Source organism: Streptomyces sp. NPDC006435, from assembly GCF_040612315.1.
Taxonomy (GTDB): domain Bacteria; phylum Actinomycetota; class Actinomycetes; order Streptomycetales; family Streptomycetaceae; genus Streptomyces.
Genome location: NZ_JBEXPY010000024.1, coordinates 108367 through 132941, shown reverse-complemented (window position 1 = coordinate 132941; position 24575 = coordinate 108367). Strand labels below are relative to the sequence as shown.

Annotated in this window: 19 protein-coding genes; 7 read left to right on the top strand and 12 right to left on the bottom strand. The window is 73.1% G+C overall.

What is annotated here, in order from left to right:
- Both ABZZ04_RS23315 and ABZZ04_RS23310 read left to right on the top strand, forming a co-directional pair.
- Window positions 1–273: acyl carrier protein (locus tag ABZZ04_RS23315; protein WP_356934127.1), on the top strand; the 273-nt coding region annotated here is incomplete at its 5' end.
- Window positions 270–1028: an alpha/beta fold hydrolase gene (locus ABZZ04_RS23310; protein WP_356934126.1), complete on the top strand. Its 759-nt coding sequence runs from the start codon at window positions 270–272 to the stop codon at window positions 1026–1028. The genes ABZZ04_RS23315 and ABZZ04_RS23310, both read left to right, overlap by 4 nt.
- A gap of 64 nt (window positions 1029–1092) precedes the next feature.
- On the opposite strand, the gene ABZZ04_RS23305 is transcribed toward ABZZ04_RS23310, so the two are convergent.
- Genes ABZZ04_RS23305 through ABZZ04_RS23295 form a run of 3 tightly spaced genes read right to left on the bottom strand, consistent with a single transcriptional unit; the run spans window position 1093 to window position 5293 of the window.
- Window positions 1093–1395, bottom strand: a complete 303-nt coding sequence (locus ABZZ04_RS23305; RefSeq protein ID WP_356934125.1) for an acyl carrier protein — start codon at window positions 1393–1395, stop codon at window positions 1093–1095.
- Window positions 1374–2138: an alpha/beta fold hydrolase gene (locus tag ABZZ04_RS23300; RefSeq protein WP_356934124.1), complete on the bottom strand. Its 765-nt coding sequence runs from the start codon at window positions 2136–2138 to the stop codon at window positions 1374–1376. Before ABZZ04_RS23300 ends, ABZZ04_RS23305 begins: the two co-directional genes overlap by 22 nt.
- A complete protein-coding gene (locus ABZZ04_RS23295) occupies window positions 2135–5293 on the bottom strand; it encodes an amino acid adenylation domain-containing protein (protein WP_356934123.1) in 3159 nt (1052 codons plus the stop codon). The genes ABZZ04_RS23300 and ABZZ04_RS23295 overlap by 4 nt, the downstream gene beginning before the upstream one ends.
- Before the next feature lie 157 nt (window positions 5294–5450).
- Between ABZZ04_RS23295 and ABZZ04_RS23290 the strand changes: the two genes are divergently transcribed.
- Entirely contained in the window at window positions 5451–6269 is an 819-nt protein-coding gene (locus ABZZ04_RS23290; protein WP_356934122.1) for an SDR family oxidoreductase, read from the top strand.
- Between the two features lie 4 nt (window positions 6270–6273).
- Here ABZZ04_RS23290 and pepN read toward each other — a convergent pair whose 3' ends face one another.
- From pepN to ABZZ04_RS23270, 4 genes are read right to left on the bottom strand one after another with little or no spacing between them, the layout of a single operon-like run.
- Complete coding sequence (pepN, locus tag ABZZ04_RS23285) at window positions 6274–8874, bottom strand: aminopeptidase N (protein ID WP_356934121.1); 2601 nt, start codon at window positions 8872–8874, stop codon at window positions 6274–6276.
- Window positions 8875–8888: 14 nt separating this feature from the next.
- The gene (locus ABZZ04_RS23280; protein WP_356934120.1) at window positions 8889–10247 is read right to left on the bottom strand and encodes a hypothetical protein; all 1359 of its coding nucleotides are present in this window, start codon (window positions 10245–10247) and stop codon (window positions 8889–8891) included.
- On the bottom strand, window positions 10244–11470 hold the full coding sequence (locus ABZZ04_RS23275; protein ID WP_356934119.1) for a hypothetical protein: 1227 nt from the start codon (window positions 11468–11470) through the stop codon (window positions 10244–10246). The genes ABZZ04_RS23280 and ABZZ04_RS23275 overlap by 4 nt, the downstream gene beginning before the upstream one ends.
- Window positions 11467–13680, bottom strand: a complete 2214-nt coding sequence (locus ABZZ04_RS23270) for a lantibiotic dehydratase (protein WP_356934118.1) — start codon at window positions 13678–13680, stop codon at window positions 11467–11469. Before ABZZ04_RS23270 ends, ABZZ04_RS23275 begins: the two co-directional genes overlap by 4 nt.
- A 173-nt stretch (window positions 13681–13853) precedes the next feature.
- On the opposite strand from ABZZ04_RS23270, the gene ABZZ04_RS23265 reads away from it, so the two are divergent.
- Window positions 13854–14873 (top strand): LLM class flavin-dependent oxidoreductase, encoded by a 1020-nt coding sequence (locus tag ABZZ04_RS23265; protein WP_356934117.1) that lies wholly within the window; start codon window positions 13854–13856, stop codon window positions 14871–14873.
- A gap of 254 nt (window positions 14874–15127) precedes the next feature.
- Here ABZZ04_RS23265 and ABZZ04_RS23260 read toward each other — a convergent pair whose 3' ends face one another.
- Window positions 15128–15760 carry a response regulator transcription factor gene (locus tag ABZZ04_RS23260; protein WP_356934116.1) on the bottom strand — a complete coding sequence of 211 codons (633 nt, stop codon included), beginning with the start codon at window positions 15758–15760 and terminating at the stop codon, window positions 15128–15130.
- 354 nt (window positions 15761–16114) lie between these two features.
- Here ABZZ04_RS23260 and ABZZ04_RS23255 point away from each other — a divergent pair, with 354 nt between their 5' ends.
- From ABZZ04_RS23255 to ABZZ04_RS23245, 3 genes are read left to right on the top strand one after another with little or no spacing between them, the layout of a single operon-like run.
- Window positions 16115–17797 (top strand): ABC transporter ATP-binding protein, encoded by a 1683-nt coding sequence (locus ABZZ04_RS23255; RefSeq protein WP_356934115.1) that lies wholly within the window; start codon window positions 16115–16117, stop codon window positions 17795–17797.
- Window positions 17794–19584: an ABC transporter ATP-binding protein gene (locus ABZZ04_RS23250; protein WP_356934114.1), complete on the top strand. Its 1791-nt coding sequence runs from the start codon at window positions 17794–17796 to the stop codon at window positions 19582–19584. Before ABZZ04_RS23255 ends, ABZZ04_RS23250 begins: the two co-directional genes overlap by 4 nt.
- Window positions 19581–20963, top strand: coding sequence for an acyltransferase domain-containing protein (locus tag ABZZ04_RS23245; RefSeq protein ID WP_356934113.1), 1383 nt, complete (start codon window positions 19581–19583; stop codon window positions 20961–20963). The genes ABZZ04_RS23250 and ABZZ04_RS23245 overlap by 4 nt, the downstream gene beginning before the upstream one ends.
- 89 nt (window positions 20964–21052) lie before the next feature.
- Here the strand turns inward: ABZZ04_RS23245 and ABZZ04_RS23240 are convergent, their stop codons facing one another.
- From ABZZ04_RS23240 to ABZZ04_RS23225, 4 genes are read right to left on the bottom strand one after another with little or no spacing between them, the layout of a single operon-like run.
- Entirely contained in the window at window positions 21053–21298 is a 246-nt protein-coding gene (locus ABZZ04_RS23240; protein WP_356934112.1) for a phosphopantetheine-binding protein, read from the bottom strand.
- On the bottom strand, window positions 21295–22182 hold the full coding sequence (locus ABZZ04_RS23235; protein ID WP_356934111.1) for a 3-hydroxyacyl-CoA dehydrogenase family protein: 888 nt from the start codon (window positions 22180–22182) through the stop codon (window positions 21295–21297). Before ABZZ04_RS23235 ends, ABZZ04_RS23240 begins: the two co-directional genes overlap by 4 nt.
- On the bottom strand, window positions 22179–23417 hold the full coding sequence (locus ABZZ04_RS23230; RefSeq protein WP_356934110.1) for a hypothetical protein: 1239 nt from the start codon (window positions 23415–23417) through the stop codon (window positions 22179–22181). Before ABZZ04_RS23230 ends, ABZZ04_RS23235 begins: the two co-directional genes overlap by 4 nt.
- Window positions 23410–24570 carry an acyl-CoA dehydrogenase family protein gene (locus ABZZ04_RS23225; RefSeq protein WP_356934109.1) on the bottom strand — a complete coding sequence of 387 codons (1161 nt, stop codon included), beginning with the start codon at window positions 24568–24570 and terminating at the stop codon, window positions 23410–23412. Before ABZZ04_RS23225 ends, ABZZ04_RS23230 begins: the two co-directional genes overlap by 8 nt.
- Window positions 24571–24575: the final 5 nt, after the last annotated feature.

The window sequence follows — 24575 nt, the reverse complement described above, 5'->3', positions numbered from 1 at the left end:
CCGGCCCCGGCCCCGGCCCCGGCCCCGGCCGCCGTGCCCGACGGGCAGCCTGCCGCGTCGGGACTGGCCGCGCTGTGGCACCACGCGATCGGTGCGCCGCCGGCCGATGAGGACGAGGACTTCTTCGAGGCCGGCGGCAACTCGCTGTCGGCGGTCGAGCTGATCGGCCGCATCCGGGCCGCCTACGGCCTCGAGCTCAGCATCGGCCTCCTCCTCGACGTCCGGACCTACGGCGGTCTGCGCGAGATCGTCGAAGCCGGTGGTGACCGATGAGCCGGCGAGCGGGGGAGGCACTGCGCGCCCGTCGGCCCGTCCACGACCCGGCCATGCGTCTGATCTGCTTCCCGTGGGCCGGGGCCGGGGCGTTGGGCTACGCGTCCTGGGAGCTGCCGGAGGAACTGGCCACCGAGGTGTGGGCCGTCCAGCTCCCCGGCCGCGAGAACCGGGTCGGCCAACCGCCGCTGAGCCGGATCACGGCGATGGTGGACATGCTGCTGCCCGCGTTGAAGCCGCTGACGGACCGGCCGTTCGCGTTCTTCGGCCACAGCATGGGCGCCCTGTTGGCGTTCGAGCTCGCCCGTGCGCTGCGGCGCGCGGGCGAGCCGGTCCCGGAGCACGTGTTCCTCTCGGGCATGCGGGCGCCCGACCTGCCGCCCTGGCGTCCGGCCGCGAGCGTCCTGGACGACGAGTCCCTCCTGCGGCGACTGGACGAGATGGCGGGCCCCTCGGAGTCGGCCGTGCGCGATCGTGAACTGCTGCTCTGGCTCGCCCCGACGATCCGTGCCGACCTGGAGGCGTGTGAGACCCACCGCCACCTGGACGAGCCGCCGTTGGACGTCCCGTTGACCCTGCTGACCGCGGTGGACGACGTGGAGGTCAGGGTGGACGAGGTGGCCGGGTGGTGGCGGCACGGAACGGCCGTCGGACCGCCGCGGGTGTTCGAGGGCGGACACCTCTACCTCCTCGACCGGCGCCGGGAAGTGCTGGACCTGGTCACGGCGGAGCTGGCAGCGGCGACGTCGGGCTGAGAGGGCCGAGGCGCACGGAAGGGGGAGGCTCGGTGTGAGCCTCCCCCTTCCGTGCGCCGGTCGTTCAGGGCCGGCTGCCGGTCTCCCACGGCAGTGCCCGTCCGGTTCCTCCCGCGGGCCGTTCCGGGAGCCCCGCGCGGGACGCCGCCTCGGCGCTGAGCGCGCGCAGCGTCGGGTACCGGAAGACGTCGACCAGGGCGAGCTCCGTCCCCTGGCCCGCGAGGGTCGCCAGGACCGCGGTCAGCCGGGCCGAGTCGTAGCCCGCCTCGAAGAAGTTGCCGTCCTCGTCCAGTCCGGCGCGGCCCGGCGGCCGGTTGGCCGCGAAGGCCGCGCGGATCCGGTGGTTCAGTTCGTCACGGTCCGGCATGCGTCCTCCACGATGCGGGCGACCGTCGGCAGGGCGCCGTCCAGGAGCCAGTGGCCGCCCTCGACCAGGTGCACCGAGCAGGTGCCACTGGTCTGGGCACTCCAGCCGACGAGGTCGATGGGGTTCTGCAGGGCCGGGTCGTGCCGGCCGATGACGACCGAGATGTCCACCGGCATCCGCGGCAGCTCCTCGTACCGGAAGCCGGAGAAGAGCTCGTAGTCCGCCCGCAGCGCGGGCTCGAAGATCTCCCGGAACTCCGGCTGCGAGGCCAGTTGGGGCGGGAAGCCGCCGGTGGCGGTGACCCGGTCCCAGAAGTCCCCGGACGGCAGGTGGTGCATGTCCTGGTCCATCACCGTGAACTGGGGGCCGGGGAACGAGATCGCCACCAGGGCCCGTGGCAGCGGGAGGCCGGCGGCCTGCGCGGCCCGGGCCACGAGGTAGGCCAGGGCGGCTCCGGAGCAGTAGCCGACCAGCACGTAGGGCCGGTCGGCGTGGCCGCGCAGCTCGTCCAGCAGTTCCCCGACCAGCGGGCCGAGTCCGGTCCGGGCGGGTTCGCCGAACCTGGCCTGGCGCCCGGGCAGGTTGAGCCCGTAGAGCGCCGCGTTGCCGGACAGCAGGGCGGCGCAGTCGGCGAAGGTGGCGCAGCCGGCGCCGGCCTGCGGCATGCCGAAGACGCGCACCGGCCGGTCGGGGTCCTCCACGAGCGGGACGAACCAGGGGGGTGGGACGTGATCGGTGGTCATGCTCGGTGTCCGTCTCCTTCGGTACCGGCCCGGAGCAGGGCGGCCAGTTCGGCCGGGGTGGGCGCGTTCAGCAGGTCGTCCAGGCCGAGGAACGTCCCGGTGCGTGCGCCGAGTGCGGTGAGCATCTGGACGGCGAGCATCGAATGGCCGCCGGAGAGGAAGAAGTTGTCCCGCTCCTGGATGTCCGGATCCTCCAGCAGGTCCTGCCACAGGGCCACCACCTTGATGGTCAGCCGGTCGTCCGGACCGGCCGGACCGGCGGTGCGGCCGGGAGCGTGCGGGCCGGACGGCTCCTGCGACGGCAGGGCGGTGGTGGCGAGTCGGCGGTGGTCGGCCTTGCCGCTGGAGTTGACCGGGACCGGGCCGAGCACGATCCGGTTGGGCAGTGCGTAGCCCGGCAGGAGGCGTCGGGCGTGCTCCCACAGCTCGCGTTCGGGCACCGGGGCGGTGGCTCCGTCGCACTGGACGAAGGCCACCAGCCGGGCCTGCTCGGGCAGGTCCGGGTGCAGGACCACGGCGGCCGCCGTGACTGCCGGGTGCGAGGCGAACGCGGCCTCCACCTCGCCCAGTTCGAGCCGGTGCGAGCGGATCTTCACCTGGCGGTCGTCCCGGCCGAGCAGGACGAGCCGGCCGTCGGCGCGCCACCGGCCCCGGTCTCCGGTGCGGTAGTGGCGGTTGCCGTGCGCGTCGGTGGTGAACCGCGCGGCGGTGAGCTCGGGCCGGTCGCGGTAGCCGAGGGCGACACCGGCGCCGCCGATCCACACCTCGCCCGGCAGCCCCGGCGGAAGCGGGGTGCCGTCCGGTCCGGCGACCGTGACGGTCGTGTTGCGCACCGGCACGCCCACCGTCACCTCCGGTTCGTCCGGGCCGAGTTCGGCGGCCGTGGACCAGATCGTGGTCTCGGTGGGGCCGTAGACGTTTATCGGCCGGCAACCGGCTGCCAGTAGCCCGGCGGCGAGCCAGGGAGCCATCGGCTCACCACCGCAGAGCACCCGGCGTCCGGCCAGCGCGTCGCCCGCGACGGCCAGCGCCGGGCCGAGCGTGGTCGGGGTGGCCTGGACGATGCTCACCCCGTGCCGTCGGATCAGCTCGACGGCGAGTTCGGGCCGGGCCCGCGCCTCGTCCGGTGCGACGACCACGGGGGCACCGCAGACGAGCGGGAGGAAGAGTTCCAGCGCGGAGATGTCGAAGGCGAAGGTGGTGAGCCAGAGCACCGGGTCCGCAGCGGTCGCACCGAGCCGGTCGCGGAAGTCCCGGACCAGGTTGGCCAGGTTGACGTGGCTCAGCTCGACGCCCTTGGGGCGTCCGGTGGAACCCGAGGTGTAGATCAGGTAGGCGCGGTCGGCGCCGGCCGGCGGGGCGGGTGCCTTTGCTCCTCCCGGCTCCTGCGGCCCGGGCTCCCCGGGCCCGCGCGCGCCCGGCTCCTCCGGGAGGAGGACCGGGCAGGGCGACCGGGTGCCGACGGGCAGCGGCCGGTCGGCCAGCACCACCCGGGCACCGGCGTCCCGGAGCTGGAAGCCGATCATCTCGGCGGGGTTCTCCGGGTGGAGCGGCAGGTACGCCGCACCGGTCGCCCACACCCCGAGCACCGCCGCCGCCAGACCCGGCCCGCGCCGTGCGTGGAGGGCCACCACGTCACCGGCCGTCACCCCGGACCGGGCGAGCCGCGCGGCCACGGCGCGCGCCTCCTCGCCCAGCCGGCGGTAGCTCGTCTCCCGGCCGTCGGCCACGAAGGCGACCGCCTCGGGGGTCCGCCGGATCCGCTCCCACACCTCGGCGGCGACCGGGACGGCCTCGTCGTCGTCGGCCGTGGCGTTGGCGAGTTCCACCGCGGCGCGGTCGGCCGGCGACCACCACGGCACGGTCCGCAGGCTCCCATCGGCCTCGGCGAGGGCCACCAGGAGGGCGTCGAAGCGCTCCTGCAGGGCCCGGACGTCGTCGTCCTCGAAGATCTCGGTGCTGTAGACCGCCCGCACCTCGCCGCCGCCGGATCCGGTCTGCACGATGAACTCGAGGTCGTGACGGCTGTGCCCGAGGTCCACCAGCAGCGTCTCGGCCGGCCGGCCGGCCAGCTCCAGGCGTGGCGGGACGACCAGCGGTCGGTAGTTGAACATGTGCCGGAACAGTGGCGAGTGCCAGCCGGGCCCGGAGCTCTGAAGCTCGGGCAGCACGGCTTCGTACGGTACGTGGCGGTGGCCCAGGCCGTTGAAGAAGGCGGTCCCGGTGGCCCTGACCAGGTCGCCGAAACCGGCGTCCAGGTCCACCAGGACCCGCAGCGGCAGGGTGTTGACGTGGTATCCGACGCTCTCCCGGTCGCCCCCGCCGCGCACGTCCGCCGGGACTCCGACCACCAGATCGGGTCCGGCACCGTGCCGGGCCAGCAGCAGGTAGTAGGCGGAGAGCTGGACGACGTTCTCGGTCACCTTGTGCCGGCGCGCCAGCGTGGTCGTGGCCGCGCACGCCGCGGCGGAGAGCCGGTGGGTGCGCACCCGGCCGGCGAAGGACCGCACCGGCGGGTCGTCGCGGCCGATCGCGAGCCGCTGGTCCTCGGTGCGCAGGCCGGCGACGTGGGCCCGCCAGTGGGCGAGCGAGGCGGCGTCCGGCTCGGGTTCCCGGAACGGCGCGACCTCGGTCTCCGTCCGCGGCTCGGACTCCCGGCCGTCCAGGGCCGCGTTGTAGCCCGCCACCAGCTCCTGGACGAGGATGCCGGCCGTCCAGGTGTCGTAGGCGAGGTGGTGCAGTGCCAGGCAGAGCACGTCGCCGTCCGCCCCGCGCCAGAGGCCCGCGCGGACCGGTGGTCGGGCCGCCAGGTCGAACGGGGCTCCGGCGAAGGCCGCGAGCGCCTGCGGCAGGGTGCCGTCCCAGTGGTCGAACACGGCCGGTTCGAGGGCGGCCGCGGCCGGGTCGAGCACGACGGCGTGCGGCTCGCCCCGCAGCTCGGGGTAGACGGTGCGGAGGGCCGGATGCCGTACGGCGAGTCGGCTCAGCTCGCGGGCCAGCAGGCGCGAGTCGAGGCGGCCTCGGACGGTGAGGGCGATGGCCTCGTTCGCGACTCCCGATCCGGGGACCAGACGCTGGAACATCCACAGCGCCCGCTCCTTGACCGTCAGTCGGCGTGGTCCGGTGATGATCTGACGTGGAGTGGTCGTCGGCACGTGAGTCAGGCTAGGCAGACCGTTCCGGCCGGTCATGCCCCCGGAACCGGGGACGTGCCGAGCCGTCCGGGCGGCGGGAGGATCGCGGCGCGCGGGGTGCCCCGGACACCCGGGCTCGTGCCCGCGCCCCCGATCCGCTGATGGGAGCCGCGTGCCGATGACCGTTCCGCCGCTGTTCAGTCCTGCCCTGCTGGCCGACCGGGTCGCCGTCGTGACCGGCGGGGCGACCGGGATCGGGCTGGCGATCGCGAGTGCGCTCGCCGGCGCCGGGGCCACGGTGGTGATCGCCTCCCGGTCGGCCGAGCGGCTCGCGGCCGCCGAGGCCGAGATCGCCCGGCGCACCGGTCGCCCGGTCATGAGCCTGCCCTGCGACGTCCGCGAGGAGCAGGACGTGGACCGGTTGCGCGACTACGTCAGAGCGCGCTGCGGAGCCACCGGGATCGTGGTGAACAACGCGGCCGCCAACTTCCGGATGCCCGCCGAGCGGATGACGGGCCGGGCGATGCGGGCCGTCCTGGAGACCGACCTGCTGGGTACGTTCCAGGTGACCCGGGCCTTCCTGGACGACCTGCGGGCCTCCGGCCACGGATCGGTGCTCTCCGTCGGGATCGCGGCCGTCGAACGCGGCTTCCCCGGTTTTTCCCACGCCGGTGCGGCCAAGGCCGCGATCTCCTCGCTGACCGCCTCGTGGGCCTCCGAGTGGGGCCCCAGCGGCGTCCGCGCCAACTGCATCGCCCCCGGTCCGATCCCGACCAAGGGCGTCTGGGAGAACATGCTCGGCGGGCAGCGTTCGTCGGCGGCCGACGCCGGCTCCGAGGCATTCGCACAGTACGCCCGCGCGGTGCCGCTGCGGCGGCTCGGCACCCCCGAGGACGTGGCGGCCGCCGCGGTGTTCCTCTCCTCGGACCTGGCAGGCTGGATCACCGGCGTCACGCTGACGGTGGACGGCGGGATCAACCTCACGCTCGGCCCCTGACCGGTCAGACCGGCCGGGCCGCTCCGTCGGCGGCCCGGTCGACCACCCGGGCCCGCAGGCCCAGCCGCACGGTCTCCCGGGCATCGGCCAGCAGCCGGGCGACCGCCGCTCCCGCGCGTGACCGCGCCGCCCAGGCATCGGTCAGCTCCAGCAGCTCAGGGGTGACCCGGTAGTAGGGGTACAGCCGACCGATCAGGCCGAGGTCGGACTCCTGACCCGTCCACCAGCGGTCGATCTGCGCGAAGTAGCGCTCCGCGTACGGCGCGAGCAGCTCCGCCTGGCCGGTGGACTGGGCGAAGCCCTCCGCCAGGGCACGGAGCACGGCGGCGCTGAGCGTCCGGTCGCCGGTCAACGCCGCCCACGCCTCGGCCTTGGCGTCCGGGTCCGGTCGGGCGGCCAGGCAGGTCGCGGCGCGTTCCCGACCCGTGGCGGTACCGTCCCGCAGGGCCTCCTCGTCGATCCGTTCCCGGTCCGCCGCGCCCAGTGCCGCCAGCCGTGCCAGCACGGCCCAGCGGACGTCGCCGCGGACCTCGATGCCTTCGAGCCCGGTGTCCGAGGCGTCCTTGCCGAGCAGTGCGGTCAGCACGTCGACGTGCCGCCCGGCCGCGGACACGAGGAACGCCCGGAACCAGTTGAGCTGGCGCTCCGAGCCCGGCATCGCACCGCGGACCTGGTCCAGGCAGGTGTCCGCCCACCGGGCCGCTCCCCGCGCCGACCAGGCCGGGTCGGCGAAGAGGTCGAGGGTGAGCCGGACCCGGCGGTGCAGCAGCCGGACCAGGCCGGTGTCCGGTTCGTACGGGGCCGCGTCGAGGGCGAGCCCGACGAAGCGGCGGGCCGGCAGCTCCGCGACCCGGGTCATGTCCCAGGCCGCGGACCAGAACTGGATCCGCGCGAGCGGGTCCGCGACCCCGGCGATCCGGTCGGCCAGCACGGCGAAGGACTCGTGGTCGAAGCGGATCCGGGTGTAGGCCAGGTCGTCGTCGTTGAGGACGAACGCCGCCGGACGCGGTCGCCCCACCAGCTCCGGCACCTCGGTGCGCGGACCGTCCACGGCGACGGTGAGCCCGCCGGTGCGGACCAGCCTGGCCCCCTTCGCCTCGTAGAGTCCGAGCCCGACCCGGTGGCGCTGCGGCGCCACCGGGTACCGGGCGGCGCCGGCGGCCGCCCCGGGGGACCGCTGGGTGATGACGAGCGAGCGGATCGTGCCGTCCTCGGCCGACTCGACCTCCGGCCGGAGCACCGCGGCCCCCACCGACCGCAGCCAGTCGGAGAACCAGTCCCGCAGGTCCGTCCCGGAGCCGTCGGAGAGTGCCGCCAGCAGGTCGTCCAGGGTGGCGTTCGCCCAGGCGTGCCGGCGGAGGTACTCGCCCAGCCCCTGGAAGAAGCGGTCCGGACCAACCCGGGCCGCCAGTTGCTTCAGCAGCGCCGCACCCTTGGCGTACGTGATCTCGTCGAAGTTGCTGCGGACGTCGTCCAGGTCGGCCACCTCGGCCGCGACCGGATGGGCGGAGGGCATCAGGTCCCGCGCGTAGGCGGCGCTCTTGACGACGTTCGCGAACGAGGCCCAGGCGGCCGGGCCGCGCAGACCGGGGGCCTCGGCGGCGCACACGGCGGCGGCGTAGGTGGCGAAGGCCTCGTTCAGCCACAGGTCGTCCCACCAGCGCATGGTGACCAGGTCGCCGAACCACATGTGGGCGAGCTCGTGCAGGATCGTCATCTCCCGCAGTTCGTACTCGGCGTCGGCGGGCGACCGGAACACGAAGGTGTCCTTGACCGTCACCGCGGCGGCGTTCTCCATCGCCGAGGCGTTGAACTCGGGCACGAAGACCTGGTCGTACTTGGCGAACGGGTAGGCCGTCCCGAGCTTTTGCTCGTAGAACGCCAGGCCGGTCCGGACCAGGTCGAGCAGCGGTTCGGCGTCCAGGTGGCGAGCCAGGGAACGACGGCAGTACAGCCCGAGCGGGACCGTGGCCGAGACGCCCCGGTAGCTGCCGGTCACCCCCTCGTACGGACCGGCGACGACCGCAGCGAGGTAGCTGGGGATCCGCGGGGTGGGTTCGAAGCGGTGCACCTCGCCGGTGCCGACGGCGCGCGCCGGACCGTCCGGCGGCGAGTTGCCGATCACCCGCCAGCCCGCCGGGACGGTCACGGTGACGGCGAACGACGCCTTCAGGTCGGGCTGGTCGAAGACGGCGGCGACCCGCTGCGCCTCGGCGATCTCGAACTGGGTGTAGAGGTACACCTCGGAGTCGACCGGGTCCACGAAGCGGTGCAGTCCTCCGCCGTCGTTGCTGTAGGCGCAGTCGGCGACGACCAGGAGTTCGTTCTCCGGGGCCAGCCCGTCCAGCCGGATCCGGCTGTCGGTGCGGACCTCGGCGGGGTCGAGCACCCGTCCGTTGAACACGATCCGGTGGACCGCGTCGGCGACCAGCTCGACGAAGGTGGTGGCGCCGGGGACGAGCCCGGTGAACCGGACGGTGGTCACCGAACGGAACGTTCCGCCCCGCAGCGCCGAGCGGAGGTCGAGCTCGACGTCGTACCGCTCCACCCTTACCAGGCGGGCGCGTTCGACGGCCTCCTCGCGGGTCAGATTCCTGTAGGTCACCGCAGCCTCCCCGCTCAGTCGTGGTGCAGCACGGCGGACAGCCGTGTGTTCTTGTCGGTCGTGAGGTTGATCACCGCGTTGGTTCCGCTGGGGAGTGCGCGGGCGAACGAGCCGGCGTAGCCGTCCGAGCCGTAGAAGATCCCGTGGACGATGTCCCAGGGCTCCTCCCGGTCGGACCGCGGGTCGTAGACCAGCTCGGGGACGGGGACGACCCGCTCCTGCACGACGGCGTGCCCGGCCGCGGCACGGGTCAGTGCTTCGTCCCAGCGCTTCTCGTCGCACTCCCAGCCGGCGACCACGCCGTGCCCGCCGTAGGTGGCGGTGGGCTTGAGGATCAGCTCGGTCCGCCGGGCCCGGCACTCGTCCAGGAGTCCGGCCTGTTCGGGGCCGCCGTGCCGGCTCAGCAGTCTGGTCCAGGGCAGGATGCGGTCGATGACCTGTCGCTCGGCCGGGTCGGCACCCTGCCAACGCGGGTCCGAGAGCAGGGCCATGCAGCCCTTGTCGGCGTACAACTCGGTGTTGAGGGAGGAGAACAGGATCGCCAGGCCCTCCTCGTGTGCCCGGACGACGTCCTCCAGCATTGCCGGGCCGTCCGGGTGGGCCAGGACCTGTGAGCTGCTGAAGCACCGGAACACCACGTCGACCCGGACCTCCCCGGAGCCGGTCCGGAGCCGGAGCCCGTCCCGGCCGAGTGAGAAGTCGCCGAGTTCGGCGACCCTGCAGTCGAGACCGTGGCCGCGCAGGACCGACCGGACCGGGTACCAGGCGTGGCCGAACTCCTTGAGGCCGCCCGGTCCTTCGGCGATCACCACCACCGGGTCGTGGCCCGGCCGCAGCGCGTGGTGGGCCCGCCTCAGCTGCCGTGCCACGGCCTCGGGCGCCGAGGCGAAGCCGATTCCGTGGGCGCGGGCGAAGGGCCCGACGCCGGGGGTCGCCAGCCAGCGCCGGGTGTTGATCTCGGTGAACTCGCTCGCACCCACGGCGGGGGTGAGCCCGGTCTCCAGGAGTCTGAACCGGGTGCCGTCGTGGTAGGCGTCGGCCCGGCCGTAGAGCGTCGGTACGGTGCCCAGCCGGTTCAGCAGGGAGACCCTCCGGCGGTCCATGCCGAGCACTTCGCAGTAGCGTTCCACGTCGCCGTCGAACAGCCTCCCGGGCAGCTGGGCGGCCACCTCCAGGGTGGCCAGGAGGTCCGTGGCGAAGGACCGCATCCCGGCCAGCGGGGCGAAGACCGGCCGGGCCAGGAGTGCGGCGCGGTCGCCGTCGTGCCGGTACGACCCGGCGGCGAGGCCCGCGGCGGTGGCACGCAGCTGCGGCGACTCGCGGCAGAGCCGGTTGAAGGCCGTCACGATCTCCTCGGTGGTCCGTCCGGTCACCGTTCCGCCTCCGGTCCGGGCCGGCCCGCCGGGGTGTCCCCGCCGTGCCACGCGTGGTGCTCGGCGCGGTCGTCGCCGAAGTGGGCCCGCGCGTAGTCCAGGGCCTGTCGCCGCACGCCGGCCAGGAAGTCCGCCGACAGCCGGTGGCCGCACTCCGCGCTCAGGCCGCCGAGGACGTGGTCGGTCCAGCGCGCCACTCCGTCGGGCGGGAAGACCTCCGTGCCGTCCAGCAGCCCGACCTGCCACAGCGGTTGGACCACCCCGCCGCGCCTGAGTTTGGCCTCGTAGTTGGACGGGCCCACCTGGTACGCGGGGAGGCCGAGCTCGAAGCAGAGTTCGAGCGGCTGGTAGAACTGAAGCTCGAACAGGAGCGGTGTGCGGGTGGTCCGCAGTTCCTCGACCACACCCACGCTGCGGTTCCAGAGCCGGCCGCCCCAGGAGTAGACCAGGCAGTAGCCGACCAGTCGGCGGCCGAGCGGTTCCCGGGCGGTGAAGAGCGTCTCGTACGGCGCAAGGTGTTCGCCCATCAGCTCCAGTTCGCGGCGCAGGTCGGCGGTGGTGCGGTTCGAGCCGTGGCGCCGGAAGGCCTGTTGGCGCAGCGGCACGACTTCCTCGATGCAGTCCGCCAGCCGCTCGCGGTCGAAGAGCAGTCCCATCGCGGCGACGCGGTTCCGGTCCTGGCTCCGCCTGCGACCGTTCTTCCCGATGCTGTCCAGGTGCTCGCGCACCGACCGGCCGCGGAGGTGGACGACGACGTCGAAACCGGGTGCCAGGATCGGCATGGCGGCCCGGTCCCGGCTGATCGCGTCCGCCGTCGGCGTGGTCAGGTGCAGCGCGTAGAGCCAGCGTCTGCGGTGCCGGGCGGCCTGCTCGGTGGCCGCGCCGAGCAGGGCCGCCGCCGATCCCGGTGCGGTCAGGGGGAGCTGGGCGCGATAGCCGCGGCGGGGTCCGAGCAGTGCGTAGGGGTGTTCGGCGCGGAAGGGGAAGTTGCTGTGGGGCTGGTACCCGATCACCGGTTCGTGGTCCGGGAAGGCGATCCGCCCGGCCCCCACCGGCCGGATGCCGTCCGTCACCCCGAGGTAGCCGGACTCGGCACTGTCGAGGGCCTGGTGGGCGCGCAGCCACGGTGCGCTGCTGAGCAGACCGAGGCTCTCGTCGTGGAGCAGTCCGGCGGCCGGCCCGAGGGCGTCGAGGTCGTGCGCGAAGGCGGTGCGGAGCGTCATGGCAGCACCTGCTCGTGTTCGGACTGGTCCACGGCGACGACACGCAGTTCGGAGGTGTAGCGGCGCCCGGCCGCGTCGGGCAGCCAGAGGTGCTCGAAGGAGGGGAGCATCTCGGAGACCACGACCGTCCCCTCCGGGTCCGCGTCGAGAGCGCGCCGGACCGACCGGGCGAGCTGGAGGAGCGAGACCCGGCTCTGCCGGTCGAGCAGAATGGGTTTGGCCTCGCCGGGGACGACCACGAAGGAGTGCCGGGGAACGCCGAGGCCGTCCAGGACGCCCGCGCCGTCGACGAGTTCACGCGTCGGGACGCGCCAGGTCTCCCGGGCGACGACCAGCCGGCCGAGCGTCACCCGGGGCAGGTGCGGCCAGTGCGCGGGCAGCAGGCCGAACCGCTCGGCCACCGATCCGCTCAGCAACTCGCCGAACATCTCGACCGGGTCGGCCTCGAAGCCGCCGTCGGCGCCGAACACCCGCAGCCCGCCCGTCCCGGTGCGTACGAGCCAGAGGCCGGCGGCCGGGATCCGGTCCCGCTCCGGGGGCAGGGTGTCCCTGGCGTGCCAGGCCCAGTGCCGGTAGCGGTCGGGGAAGTCGAAGCCCAGGGGCGGGTACACCCGGGCGTTGATCCGGGGGGAGGTGCGGTCGAAGGTCGACACGATCCGCCCGCCGGCGAAGTCCTCGGCCACGGAGGCCGCGATGAGGTCCGGCCGGGGGTGGCCAGTGACGAAGACCCGGTTCTCCAGTGTGTTGACGGCGAGGTGCACCTCGCCGAGGATCCAGCGGAACTCCGCAGGCCGGTCGCCGTCCCAGCGGTCCACCGCGAGCATCAGGTCCGGGGTGTGCTGACGCGCGGCGGCCCAACCGTAGTCCGGGGCCTCGAACGCGGTCCGTACCCGGTGCGCCACGGACGCCGGGTCGAGGTCGAGCCGGCGTTGCCCCGGGTCCGCGTCGAGCACGGTGGCCCACCGGTGGCGCAGTTCGTCGAGCAGGGCCGCGAGCCCGCCGCCGGGCTCCGTGCTCAGCGCGTGCTCGACCTCCTCGTACACGGTCAGCAGCGGGACCCGCTCCAGGCCGGTCCGGTCCAGGAAGCGCTCCAGCGTCTCCCGGACCAGCGCGGCGACCTGGTGGGTCAGCCAGCGGGCGCTGTCCAGCACCAGGCCGAGCGGTTCGGTGAGCGGGGCCCTGAGCTCCGCGCCGAGCACGACCTCGACGTCCCGCGTGGTGTCCAGGTACACCGTGCGGCGTCCGTGGCCGGTCCGGCGTCCGACGGCCCGCCGGTGGGCCGTCGCCCCGGTGGCCGCGTTGAACGCGGTGTCCAGCGCGGCCATCGCCTCGACCAGCGCGAGGGGGCGCATCCCGTCGGCGGCGAGTGCGGTGATCCTGGCGCGGGCCGCGTCGAATCCGTCGAGCACCGACGAGAGTTCGGCGCGTACCTCCTCGTCCGGGATCCGCTCGATCTGTGCGCGCAGGGCGACCTCGGGCTCGTGGTCGAGCGGTACCAGGAATCCCCAGTCGACGATCCCCTCGTCGGCGAGTTCGGCGAGGGCCGCCAGGCAGGCGTCGGCCTCCGCGGCGGGGCCGGCGGTGGCGATTTCCGCGAGGATCCGTTCGGCGCTGGAGGTGCCGTCCGCGCGCCGGAGGATCTCGACGTGCAGTGGATCGAGGCTGCGGGGGCGGCCGCTGCGGAAGAGCCTGCCCTGGTGGACCACCGAGCTGCGGTCCCGCGTCACCGGCATGTGACGGCGCAGCCGGGGCTCCGCCGCCCAGCTCTCGACCAGCCGGGTGAGCGCCCAGGGTTCGTACCGGACCCGGGGCGGACCGGTGAGGTCCGGTCCGGGACGGACGGACAGCGCGGGCCCGGTGTCCTCGCGCCAGCGCGCCGAACAGGTCGGGCCGGAGAAGCCGATGACGTCGTTCTTGGCGGCGTACCGCTGGAGGTAGGAACCGAGGATCCGCTGGTGCGAGTTCTTCAGCGGGCGATCGGGGTCGCCGGCCGTGGCCGCCAGGTGACGGGCTCCCAGCCAGTCCCTGACCAGATCGGGGTTCTGCCAGGCGATCGCGGCGACGAACCACGGGTCGGCCATGGCCGCGCGGACCGGACCGAGGCCGTCCGGGCCCGGATCGGCGAGCAGGCGGTCGGCCGGCGTTCCGGCGCTGCGCAGGCCCGAGAGGTCCCACATCGACCACCGGCCGCCGAGAGGGAGACGACCCACCGGTGCGTCCGTGTCCATCGATCACCGCCCATCGTTCGTGTCCGGGCCCGACCCTAGGGCGCGGGCGGACGCCCGGCACGACGCCTGAACGTGGGACAACGGCCGCCGCTGTGGCCGATTCACGGGACTGGGGCGACCCTCCCCGCCCGACCCACCATGTGGACAATCGGACAGTGAGGAGCGAGCGCGTGCTCGACGTCTACGCAACTGCCCCGCCGCCGGTCAACGGACAGGCGGCGAACGGCGCCCCACTCGCCTGCGCCGCGCGCTGGGCCGAGGCCGCGGACCTGAGCGGCCTGCTGATCTTCACCGACAACTCCGCGGTCGACCCGTGGCTGGCCGCGCAGTACCTGCTGGAGCGCTCGGAGCGGCTGGTTCCGCTGGTGGCCGTCCAGCCGGTCTACATGCACCCGTTCACCGCCGCGCGGATGGTCTGCACGCTGTCGGCACTGTACGGCCGCAGGATCGACCTCAACCTGGTGGCCGGCGGGTACACCCCGGACCAGCGGGCGCTGGGTGCCCTCCTCCCGCACGACGAGCGCTACGAGCGGCTGGTCGAGTACGGGCGGGTGATGGCGGAACTGCTGGAGCCGGGCCGGAAGGTGACGCACCGGGGGAAGCACTACACCCAGGGTCCGACCGTCCTGCAGCCCGCGCTTCCGGAGGGCCTGCGGCCGCGGGTGTTCCTGGCGGGCGCTTCGCCGGCCTGCGCCTGGGCGGTGCGGGAGCTCGGCTGCGAGCAACTGACCTATCCGCGCGCCATCGAGGAGTACCGGGAGCAGCCGGACGCCCTGGACGGCGTCGGCATCCGGATCGGCGTTATCGCGCGGGAGAGCTCCGGCCAGGCCTGGGAGGTCGCCCGGCGCCGTTTCCCCCCGCAGCCGCGGAACGAGGCCGTCAACCTGCTCTCGATGCAGTCGGTGGACGCGCAGTGGCAGAACCGGATCTGGGACGACTCCGAGCGGCGCCACGCGGTGGAGGACGTGTACTGGCTGCACCCGTTCCGGGTCTCCCAGGAGTTCTGCCCGTTCCTGGTGGGCGACTACGACGAGGTGGCCGAGCGGCTGGCACAGTACCTGGGGCTGGGGGTCGGCACACTGATTCTCAGTGCGCCGCACGACGAGGACGACATCCACCACGCGATGACGGCGGTGCGGCGCGCGGAGCGCCTGGCCGGGGCCCGCGCCGGCTGATCGACGCCGGCCGCCGGATCCTCGCCCCGATTTACCGCCGGAATCTTTCGGACGGCGGATTATTGGCACGCAATATTCCGGGACAATGCCGGAAAATGGTGCAGGAAATCGATAAGTGGTGCAGCGGGCCGACGGCAGGCCCGCTGCACCATATTTTTTATAAATTCCGTACCACGGTCATACCGGGTGATCCGGTCGAGTCGGAAAACGGACCGGACAAGTGGCGTGCCGATGGCTGGGGGTCGTTAAGCATCTCAGGTCAACGTGGTGGAGACCTTCGGAACGCAGGCGAGGAGTGCCGCCCGGGTGAGTTCGGCTTTATTTCCGGCACCGGTCTTGGAGCGGATCCGCTTGACGTAGGTGTCGACCGTGTGGCGGCTGATCCCGAGCTTGGTGGCGACTTGGCCGTGCGTGAGACCGCAGGCGATCTGCGAGAGGACCTGCTCCTCACGCTTGGAGAGCGAGATCTGGGAACCCGCGTCGTCGGCCTCCTCGCGGACCGGTGGTCCGTCCGCCCCGAGAACGTCCGGGGGTAGGAATAAACCACCGCCGGAAACCTCTCGAACCGCTCTCACAAAGACATCTGACTCACTGTTTCGGCTGACCAGGCCCCGTGCCCCGGCCGCGACGAAATCCCGGCCGGGGGGATTTTGAGTGTCCCCCGTGAGGACGATCGTCGGTGCCATGTGGGTGATTCTCGCGATGAAGCCGAGCGGCTCCGTGTCGACCACGGCCTCCGGGTCCACCAGATACAGGTCCGCCTGCCAGGAAGACTCCTGGAGGGAGGAGTTGCGTGTGGCGACCGCTCGGATGCCGGCTGCGGCGAATACCGCTTTTATACCGAAAAGAAACACCGGGCTGCGATCCAGAATGTCTACTCTAATCATAACCCCCCGCAAAACTGCAAACTTTTAAGTGTTGCCCCTGGCACGTTAATCGGTCGTCTGACGATCCGGTAGTGAATTTCTCTGCGGTGTCGTCCGGCGACCGGAATGTGAAGATTGTTCGGGACTCATGTCCTGTCTCTTCGGGAGTCTACTGACCATATTTGGTAGGGTGGCCGACTTCCTCTGTCACCGGTTCGCGTGACATGGTGTGACGGCTGGTCGGGCGGCATAATCGAGCACGCTTGAAAATCCTCGCTAGGAGGTCGGATGGAATCCCCGTCGGTGTCTGCGGTGCTGGATCCCCGGGGGAGTGTCAGACTCTTACGGCGCTACGTCGGCCCCCATCGCGCGCGCGTGGCCGTGCTCGCCGGGTGCCTGGTGCTGTCCATCGGGACCGCAGTCGTCACGCCCCAACTGCTGGGGGCGTTCGTCGACGAGGTCCGTGCCGGTGCACCGAACTCCGCGCTGCTGGGCCTGGCCGGCTGGTATCTGCTCGCGGCACTGGCCGCGGGCCTTCTGTGGATCTGCTCCGAGTACCTCGGGGCGTCGGTGGCCTGGCGGGCCACCAACGACATGCGGGCCGATCTGCTGGACCACTGTCTCGCCCTCGACTCCGGCTTCTACGAGGAGCATTCGGCCGGCGAGCTGATCGAGCGGGTCGACGGGGACGTCGGCGTGCTCTCCGGCTACTTCTCCGACATGTTCCTGCTGGCCGTGTCGAACGTCCTGCTGCTGCTGGGGATCGGCGCGGCCCTGTTCGTCGAGGACTGGCGGCTCGGCCTCTGCTATGTGCCGTTCGTGCTCGGCTCCGTCCTCCTGCTGCGCCGTCTGGTCGGCGTGGCCCTGCCGGCCGTCACCGAGCAGCGCCGGCAGACCGCGATGCAACTGGGCTTCCTGGAGGAGCGACTCGGCGGCCTGGAGGACATCCGGGGGAACGGCGCGGTGGCCAACACCGTCCAGGGCTTCTGGCTGCAGGCGGCCGGTCTGCTGACCGCCGCCCGGCACGCCGCCCGACTCGGGGTGCGGTGGCCCGCCGCCGCACAGGCGCTGGCGTCGGCGGGCACGGTGCTCGCCCTGGCCGCCGGCTCCGTGCTCTACCTCAGCGACAGCATGTCACTCGGGTCGGTCTACGTGCTGATCGCCTACGCAGGCATGCTGCAGGCCCCGTTGATGGTGATCGTCATGCAGTTCCGGCAGATGGAGGAGTCGGCGGGCGCCCTGCGCCGGATCAACCAGCTGTTCGGCGAGCGCAGTTCGGTGCCGGACGGGCCGGGCCTGCTGGAGCGGCCGGAGACCGGCCCGGGGCTGTCGGTCGAGCTGGACGGGGTCTCGTTCTGCTACCGCCCCGGTGAGTACGCGCTGCGTGACATCTCGCTGCGGCTGGCCCCCGGGGAGCGACTGGCCCTGGTCGGCCGCACCGGCAGTGGGAAGAGCACCCTGGCGCGGTTGCTGTACCGGATGACCGACCCGAGCGAGGGCCGGGTACTGATATCCGGGAAGGACGTCCGCGAGGTGACCCTGGATTCGCTGCGGACCCGGGTCGCGGTGGTGAACCAGGAGGTCCACGTCTTCCACGCGACGGTCCGCGAAAACGTCTCGCTCTTCGACGCCGAGGTACCCGACCGGCGGATCGAGGAAGCGATCACCGAGGTCGGCCTCGGCGAGTGGCTGAAGCGGCAGTCCGAGGGACTGGACACCCTGCTCGGCGCCGGCGCCGCCGGTCTCTCGGCCGGGGAGTCCCAACTCCTCGCCTTCGCCCGGGTCCTGATCGCCGACCCCGACCTCGTCGTACTGGACGAGGCATCGTCCCGGCTGGACGCGGCCAGCCGACGGGACTTCGAACAGGCGGTGGACCGGATGCTCGACGGCCGCACCGCCGTGATCATCGCGCACCAGCCGGAAGCGGTGCGGACCGCCGACCGGGTGCTGCTGCTCGCCGAGGGGCGCGTGGTGGAGCAGGGCGACCGCCGCGCCCTGGCGGCCGACCCCGCGTCGGCCTTCTCCCGACTGCTCCGCGCCCAGGAGGTCTCCGCATGACCCGCCGGCCACTGCTGCGCCTGCTCTCCGCCAAGTCCGGACCGTACCTGGCCATCTCCACCACCTGGATCGTGCTCCGCAGCACCGCCCTCGCGGCCGGCTTCCTGATCAAGGCCGTCTTCGACGCGCTCGCCGGGCCGGACACCGGGCACAGCATCGTCTGGGTGCTCGTCGCCGCCCTCGTCGGCTGCGAGGCCGCCCGGCTCTTCCTCTGGTACGGCGTGGTGCTGAGCCGGCTGGAACCCGGCTACACCTACCGCATGCGGGCCAGGCTGCAGGACAACATGCTGCGCGGGATCTTCCGGCGCCCCGCGTCGGTCGCGCTGGGACGCCCGGTCGGCGACGTGGCCAGCAGGCTCGGTGACGACGTCGACGAGGTCGGCGTCTTCGCCATCTGGTCGGCGTCCAACATCTCGCGGCTGGTCATCGCGGTGGCAGCGCTGGTCGTCATGCTGCTGATCGACCCGGTGGTGACCGCGGCCCTCCTGGTGCCGGTCGTCGTCGTCATCCTGCTGGGCCGCGCGCTGACCGGGCCGATCGGCCGGGCACGGGAGGCGAGCCGGCGGGCGGGCGGCGAGGTGAGCACCATCGTGGGCGAGTCGGTGCACGGGGTCCAGGCGCTGAAGGTGAACCGCGCCGAGCGCCGGATGGTCGACCGGCTGCGGTCGGCCGGCGAGGTGCGCCTGGCGGCGGCGGTCCGCGAGGACCTGCTCACCGCCGTGCAGGGCGCGCTGTTCACCAACGTCGCCGCGCTGGGCACCGGGCTGCTGCTGATCGTCGCCTCGGGGCGAATGCGCGACGGCGAGTTCACCATCGGCGACCTGGCGCTGTTCGTCTACTACATCCAGTTCGTCTCCGACGCGGTCAACGCGTTGGGGATGTTCATGTCGCGGACCCGCCGCGCGAACGTCTCGCTCGGCCGCATCGCCGAGGTGGCCGGCGGGCTGCCGGCCGCGATAGAGGCCGCGCCCACCTACGTGGACGGGGAGCAGCCGCCCGCGCCGAGCGAGCCGGCGAAGGACGCCGAGCCGCTGCGCGCGATGACGGTCACCGGCCTCACGTACCGCTACCCCGGCTCGGACCGGGGCATAGTGGACGCGGCCTTCACCGTCGAGGCCGGCGCACTGACCGTGATCACCGGCCGGACCGGTGCCGGGAAGAGCACGCTGCTCCGCTCGGTGCTCGGAATGCTTCCGGCGGACCGCGGCGAGATCCGCTGGAACGGCGAGCCGGTGGACCGGCCCGACGACTGGTTCGTACCACCACGCTCCGCCCACGTGCCCCAGGTGCCCCGGCTGTTCACCGGTTCCCTGCGCGGCAACGTGAAGCTGGGCCTGGAGCGCGACGACGACGCCGTGCTCGCGGCGATCCGCACGGCGGCACTGGAGCAGGACCTCGAGGCGATGCCGAAGGGGATCGACACGATGATCGGCTTCCGCGGGCTACGGCTGTCCGGCGGGCAGGTGCAGCGGCTGGCGGCCGCCCGGATGCTGGTCCGCGGTACCGACCTGCTGGCCTGTGACGACCTGTCGAACGCGCTGGACCCGGCCACCGAACGGCTGCTCTGGGACCGTCTGCTCGCCGAGGGCCGGACGGTGCTGGCCGTCTCGCACCGGATCGCGGTGCTGGAGCGGGCCGACCGGATCGTGCTGGTCGACGACGGCGCGGTGATCGACTCGGGCACCTCCGCCGAACTGCTCGAACGTCGGCCGCTGATGCGCGAGTTGTGGCAGGAGGCCGCCTCGGAGCAGCCGACCGGGGCCGAGTCGGTGGAGCCGGCCCGGTGACGGCCCGGGTCACCTCCGGCCCCGCCGGTGCCGGGACGTCCGCGCCGGGCGCGTGTCGTCACGTGCTCGGCCTCTCCGCACCCGGACCCGGCGAATTGGCGGCGGCGGCGTCCCGGCTCGCCGACGTACTGCGGGAGAACCCCCGGCTGCCGCTGCACACCCTGGCCCGATCACTGGGCACCGCGCCGCACTACCCGGCCCGGCTCGCGGTGGTGGCGGCCGACGCGGTGGAGGCCGCCGAGGCACTGACCGACGGCGAGCACCCGGCGCGAGTCCAGGGCACGGCGGTGCCCGGTGAGCAGTCCGTCGTCTTCCTGCTGCCCGGCGTGGGCGACCACCATCCGGGGATGGTGGCCGGGCCGTACCGGTCGCTGCCCCGGTTCCGACGCCGCCTGGACGAGGTCGCCGAACTGCTGCTGCCCGTCCTCGGCGCCGACGTCAGGGAGGCGCTAGACCTGTCCGGGGCCGTCATGGCGCCGCCGCAGCAGCCGGCCGGTATCGACCTGGCCGCGCTGATGGCGTCCCGCCGGGCGGGTCCGGCCCACCGCGGCGGCTTCGACCGGCCGCTGACCGCGCAGCCGCTGGTGTTCGCGGTGGAGTACGCCACGGCCGGGCTGCTGATCGACGTCGGGCTGCGGCCGGCCGCACTGCTCGGGTACAGCATCGGCGAGTGCACGGCCATGTGCCTGGCGGGCGTGCTGGACCTGCCCCGGGCCGCCGCGTTCGTGGCGGCCCGGGCCCGTGCCATCGAAGCGACCGCCGCGGCCGCACCGCCGGGGGCGATGACCGCCGTGGTGGCCGGCGCCGAGGAACTGACGGGACTGCTGGGCGACGATGTCGTCCTCGCCGCGGTCGACGGGCCTCACCTGTGCGTGCTCGCCGGGCCCGCGGACGGGTTGGCGAAGGTCGAGGACCGGCTGGACGGGGCGGGCATCGCGAGTCGGCGGCTCCCGGTGGAGTTCGCCTTCCACTCCCCGGCGATGGCGGGAGCCGTGGCACCCGTCGAGGAGGCCGCGGCCCGGGCCGGCCTCTCGGCACCGGCCACACCCATGCTGTCGAACCTGACCGGTGGCTGGCTGACGGCCGAGCAGGCGACGGACCCGGCCTACTGGTCCGGCCAGCTGCGTCACACGGTGCGCTTCGACGAGAACCTGGCGAACGCCCTGGCACTGCCCGGCCCGGTCCTGATCGAGGTGGGGCCGGGCCGCTCGCTCGGCACGCTCGGCCGCACGCATCCGGCTGCCGGGCGGGACACCGGAGTGCTGGCGACGCTCGGTGCCCCGGGGGAGCCGGACCCGTTCGCGCGCGCCCTCGCCGGCGCCTGGGTGCGGGGACTTCCGGTCGACCTGTCCGTGGTCGCGGAGCTTTCCGAGGACTGAGCACCTCGGGCGGTCCCCCGTCCTCGGGACGGACGACGGGAGCCCCGGCAGCCAGGCTGCCGGGGCTCCCGTCGTCCGTCCGGTCGTGCCTACCGCGGCGCACCCCTCTCCACGAAGGCCACGATGCTGTCCACCGTACCGAAGTTGGTGATGTCGAGCTCCTCCGTCGCGACCGGTCGCGCGAAGGTCCGCTCGACCCAGACCACGAGCTGCATCGCGAAGAGCGAGCTGACCAGACCAGCCTTGAAGACGTCCAGGGAGTCCTCCAGATCAGTGCGGTTGGTGTGCCGGGCCAGGTACTGCCGGACCTGGCTGCGGACGTCGGTGTCGGTCATTGCGCCCTCCCGGGAGCGTGGTCGGTGCCGTCGGTGTAGTCGTGGAAGCCGCGTCCGGTCTTGCGTCCGTGCAGGCCGGCCTCGACGAGGCGTCGCAGCAGCGGGCACGGGCGGTACTTCGGGTCCCCGAACTGCTCGTGCAGCACGTCCAAGGAGTAGAGCACGGTGTCCAGGCCGATCAGGTCGGCCGTCTCCAGCGGTCCCATCCGGTGCCCGAAGCACCGGCGGAACAGCAGGTCCACGTCGGCCGCGGTGGAGACGCCCTCGTGCACCAGGTACATGGCCTCGTTGACGGTCAGCATCATGACCCGGTTGGTCACGAAGCCCGGCGAGTCGTTGACCACGACCGCCTCTTTCCCGATCTCCCGCAGGAGCGCGGTGGAACGTTCGACGGTCTCCGCACTGGTGTGGAAGCCGCGGATCACCTCGACCATGGGCATCAGGTCGGCCGGGTTCATGAAGTGGTTGCCCAGCACCAGCTCCGGCCGGCCGGTGCGGGCGGCCAGCTGGGTGATCGGGATCGCCGACGTGTTGACGGCCAGGATGCAGTCGTCGGCGCAGATCCGGTCCAGGCGGGCGTACAGCTCCTCCTTGGCGCCGGTCTTCTCGGTGATGTTCTCCACCACGTACTCGGCGTCGTGCAGCGACTCCGGGTCGAGGGTGAAGGTGATCAGGTCCAGTGCGCCGACGGCGCCCGGCGGCCTTTGCGGCTGCCGGGCGAACAGGCCGCCGAGCCGCTGGGCCGAGGCGATCCGCTCGCGCGCCCGGTCGAGCGCGTCCTGACTGATGTCGACCAGGGTCACCGGGCGGCCGGCCGACGCAAAGGCACCGGCCACGCCGACCCCCATGGTGCCGGCACCCACCACTCCGACAGGGCGTGTCATCGGTTTCCGTCCTTCCTGGCGGAGCCGTGGCCACGCAGTGGTTCGGGCCACCTCTCCGGGTCCGGGCCGTGCTGGCAGAGCACGGCGTACATGAGGCGTTCGAGGCCGAAGCCCACGCAGGCGGTGTGCACCGGCTCACCGTCCGGGCCGCTGATCCCGAACGCCTCGCCGAAGCGGGTCTCGTGACGGTTGAACGAAGCCACCGCGATGTCCCGGTCCGGGGCGACGGCGAGCCGGGCCTCGTACTTGAGCGAGAGCAGCCGCTGGCTGGAGATCGCCGGTCCGGTGCGGGCGCTGTCACCGAAGAACGGGTCGTGCGCCACCTCGCAGTGCCCGGCCAGGTCGAGCTCGTCGAAAAGGGCGACGGCCGCCGCCAGGAACCGTTCCCGGCAGTCGGCCGCGAACTGACGGGTGCCGAGGAAGACCACCTCGCGGATGGTGAAGTCCCAGAGCCGTTCCAGGCCGGCGTGGTATCGGTGCTCGTGCCGGAACGAGCTGCCGCGCGCGGTGACGACGCGGTCGCCGCCGGCCAGCGGTGCGTCGGCCAGCTGGTGGAAGGTGTGGTAGCACATGGTCGGCGGGAGGCAGAAGTCCGCGTCGCGGCTGTGCGCCAGCAGGAGGCCGGCCAGTTCGGCCTCTGGGGTCCAGGCCGGCAGGCCCTCCAGGAAGTCCTGGTAGGAGTCCAGGTCGGCGTGGAGCCGGCTGGCGAACATCAGGTGCTGCGGGAAGGAGCCGAGGTAGCCGGAGCGGTGCAGGGCGGAGGTGGGCAGCAGCGCGGGGTAGCGGTACTCGACGGCACCCATCTGCTCGACGGCGATCCGCCGCACCAGGTCGTCGAGGCGGTGGAACAGCTCCAGCGGCCCCGGTCCGAGGGCGACCTGGCCGGGGCCGCAGCGGACCGCGGCGCCGGTGGCGAGGAGCTCCTCGAAGACCGGCGCGGCCGGCCTGGCCACGACGTCCCGGGCCGAGCGCCACACCACCTCGGGGCGCTGCGGGAGCTGGGTGAGGATGTCCGAGGCCACCATCCGCCGGACCTTCTCCACGAGCGCGCGGTCGGCGTCCCGGTCCCCGTCGTCCGGCACGGTGAGATGGACGGCCCGGACCGGTGCCCCGTTCTCGGGCAGCCGGAAGCCGGAAACCCGTGGGCTCACGAAGAGGAGCCGGCGGGCGACCTCCGGGCCGAGCCCGGCGTCGACCGCGGTCGGCAGCGGTACCGTCAGTTCGCGCTCAGCCATGGTCGGACACTCCGGTCAGTCGGGCGATGATCGATCGGTGCACGTCGGAGGTGCCGCCGTAGATGGGACCGGCCAGGGCGTCCCGGACCTCCCGTTCGGCACCGAAGTCGGTGAGGTACCCGCGCGCGCCGCGCACCCGCACCGCGTCCACGGCCGCGGCCAGCACGCTCTCGCTGACGTGCAGTTTGAGCAGCGAGGACTCCAGGGCGGCGACTCGGCCCCGCTGCTTGAGCCAGGCGAACCGGTAGAGCATCAGCCGGGCCGCCTCCAGCCGGACCTGCAGGTCGGCGAGCCGGTGCGACACGGCCTGGAAGGAGCCGATCGGGCGCCCGAACTGGCGGCGCTCGCCCGCGTAGTCGGTGGCCTCCTCGACGAGCCGTCGCAGGGTGCCGACCTGGCTGGCGAACATGAACCCGCGCTCCCACTCGATCGTGGAGGTGAACACCTGGTAGCCGCCGCCCTCCTCGCCGAGGACCAGGTCGGGGGCGAGGACGGCACCGTCGAGCGAGACCTCGCCCATCGGGGTCCCGCGCAGGCCGGACTTCGACCAGCTCCGGGCGATGGTCACCCCCGGCGTACCGGCCGGGACGAGGAACGCGGTGAGGTCGCGCTGAGGGGTGTCGGAGCGGCCCGTGCGGGCGAAGAGTACGAACAGATCGGCCACCGGGGCGTTGCTGATGAAGGTCTTGGTGCCGGTCAGGACGTAGCCGTCGGCCGTCCGTGCGGCCGAGGTGCCGAGGGCCAGCATGTCCGAGCCCGCCTCCGGCTCGGACAGGGCGTGCGCGCCGACCAGCGTGCCGTCGGCCAGGCCGGGCAGGAAGCGCTCGCGCTGCGCCGGGCTGCCGTGGGCCAGCAGGTAGGACGTGGCGGCCCAGACGTGGTTGTTGACCGCGAACAGCAGACCGTTGTCCCGGCAGGCGTGGCCGAGAGCCTCGAAGAGCAGCGCGCAGGTGACCAGATCGTGCCCCGCACCGCCGTACTCGGTGGGGACCGGCCAGCCCATGACACCGAAGTCGGCGAGCCGGCGCCAGCCGTCGAGGTCGAAGACGGCGTCACGGTCGTTGTCCGCCGTGCGGTCGGGGAGTTCCTCGCGGACGAACCGCACGGTCCGGCGGACCAGCGCGTCCTGCTCGGGGGTGGTGGCGAAGTCCATGGCTC

What these genes read in the sequence shown, in the direction of transcription:
- ABZZ04_RS23310 (WP_356934126.1), top strand. Translation starts at nt 270, where the DNA reads ATGAGCCGGCGAGCGGGGGAGGCACTGCGCGCCCGTCGGCCCGTCCAC.
- ABZZ04_RS23305 (WP_356934125.1), bottom strand. Translation starts at nt 1,395, where the DNA reads ATGCCGGACCGTGACGAACTGAACCACCGGATCCGCGCGGCCTTCGCG.
- ABZZ04_RS23300 (WP_356934124.1), bottom strand. Translation starts at nt 2,138, where the DNA reads ATGACCACCGATCACGTCCCACCCCCCTGGTTCGTCCCGCTCGTGGAG.
- ABZZ04_RS23290 (WP_356934122.1), top strand. Translation starts at nt 5,451, where the DNA reads ATGACCGTTCCGCCGCTGTTCAGTCCTGCCCTGCTGGCCGACCGGGTC.
- ABZZ04_RS23275 (WP_356934119.1), bottom strand. Translation starts at nt 11,470, where the DNA reads ATGACGCTCCGCACCGCCTTCGCGCACGACCTCGACGCCCTCGGGCCG.
- ABZZ04_RS23260 (WP_356934116.1), bottom strand. Translation starts at nt 15,760, where the DNA reads ATGATTAGAGTAGACATTCTGGATCGCAGCCCGGTGTTTCTTTTCGGT.
- ABZZ04_RS23250 (WP_356934114.1), top strand. Translation starts at nt 17,794, where the DNA reads ATGACCCGCCGGCCACTGCTGCGCCTGCTCTCCGCCAAGTCCGGACCG.
- ABZZ04_RS23240 (WP_356934112.1), bottom strand. Translation starts at nt 21,298, where the DNA reads ATGACCGACACCGACGTCCGCAGCCAGGTCCGGCAGTACCTGGCCCGG.
- ABZZ04_RS23235 (WP_356934111.1), bottom strand. Translation starts at nt 22,182, where the DNA reads ATGACACGCCCTGTCGGAGTGGTGGGTGCCGGCACCATGGGGGTCGGC.
- ABZZ04_RS23230 (WP_356934110.1), bottom strand. Translation starts at nt 23,417, where the DNA reads ATGGCTGAGCGCGAACTGACGGTACCGCTGCCGACCGCGGTCGACGCC.
- ABZZ04_RS23225 (WP_356934109.1), bottom strand. Translation starts at nt 24,570, where the DNA reads ATGGACTTCGCCACCACCCCCGAGCAGGACGCGCTGGTCCGCCGGACC.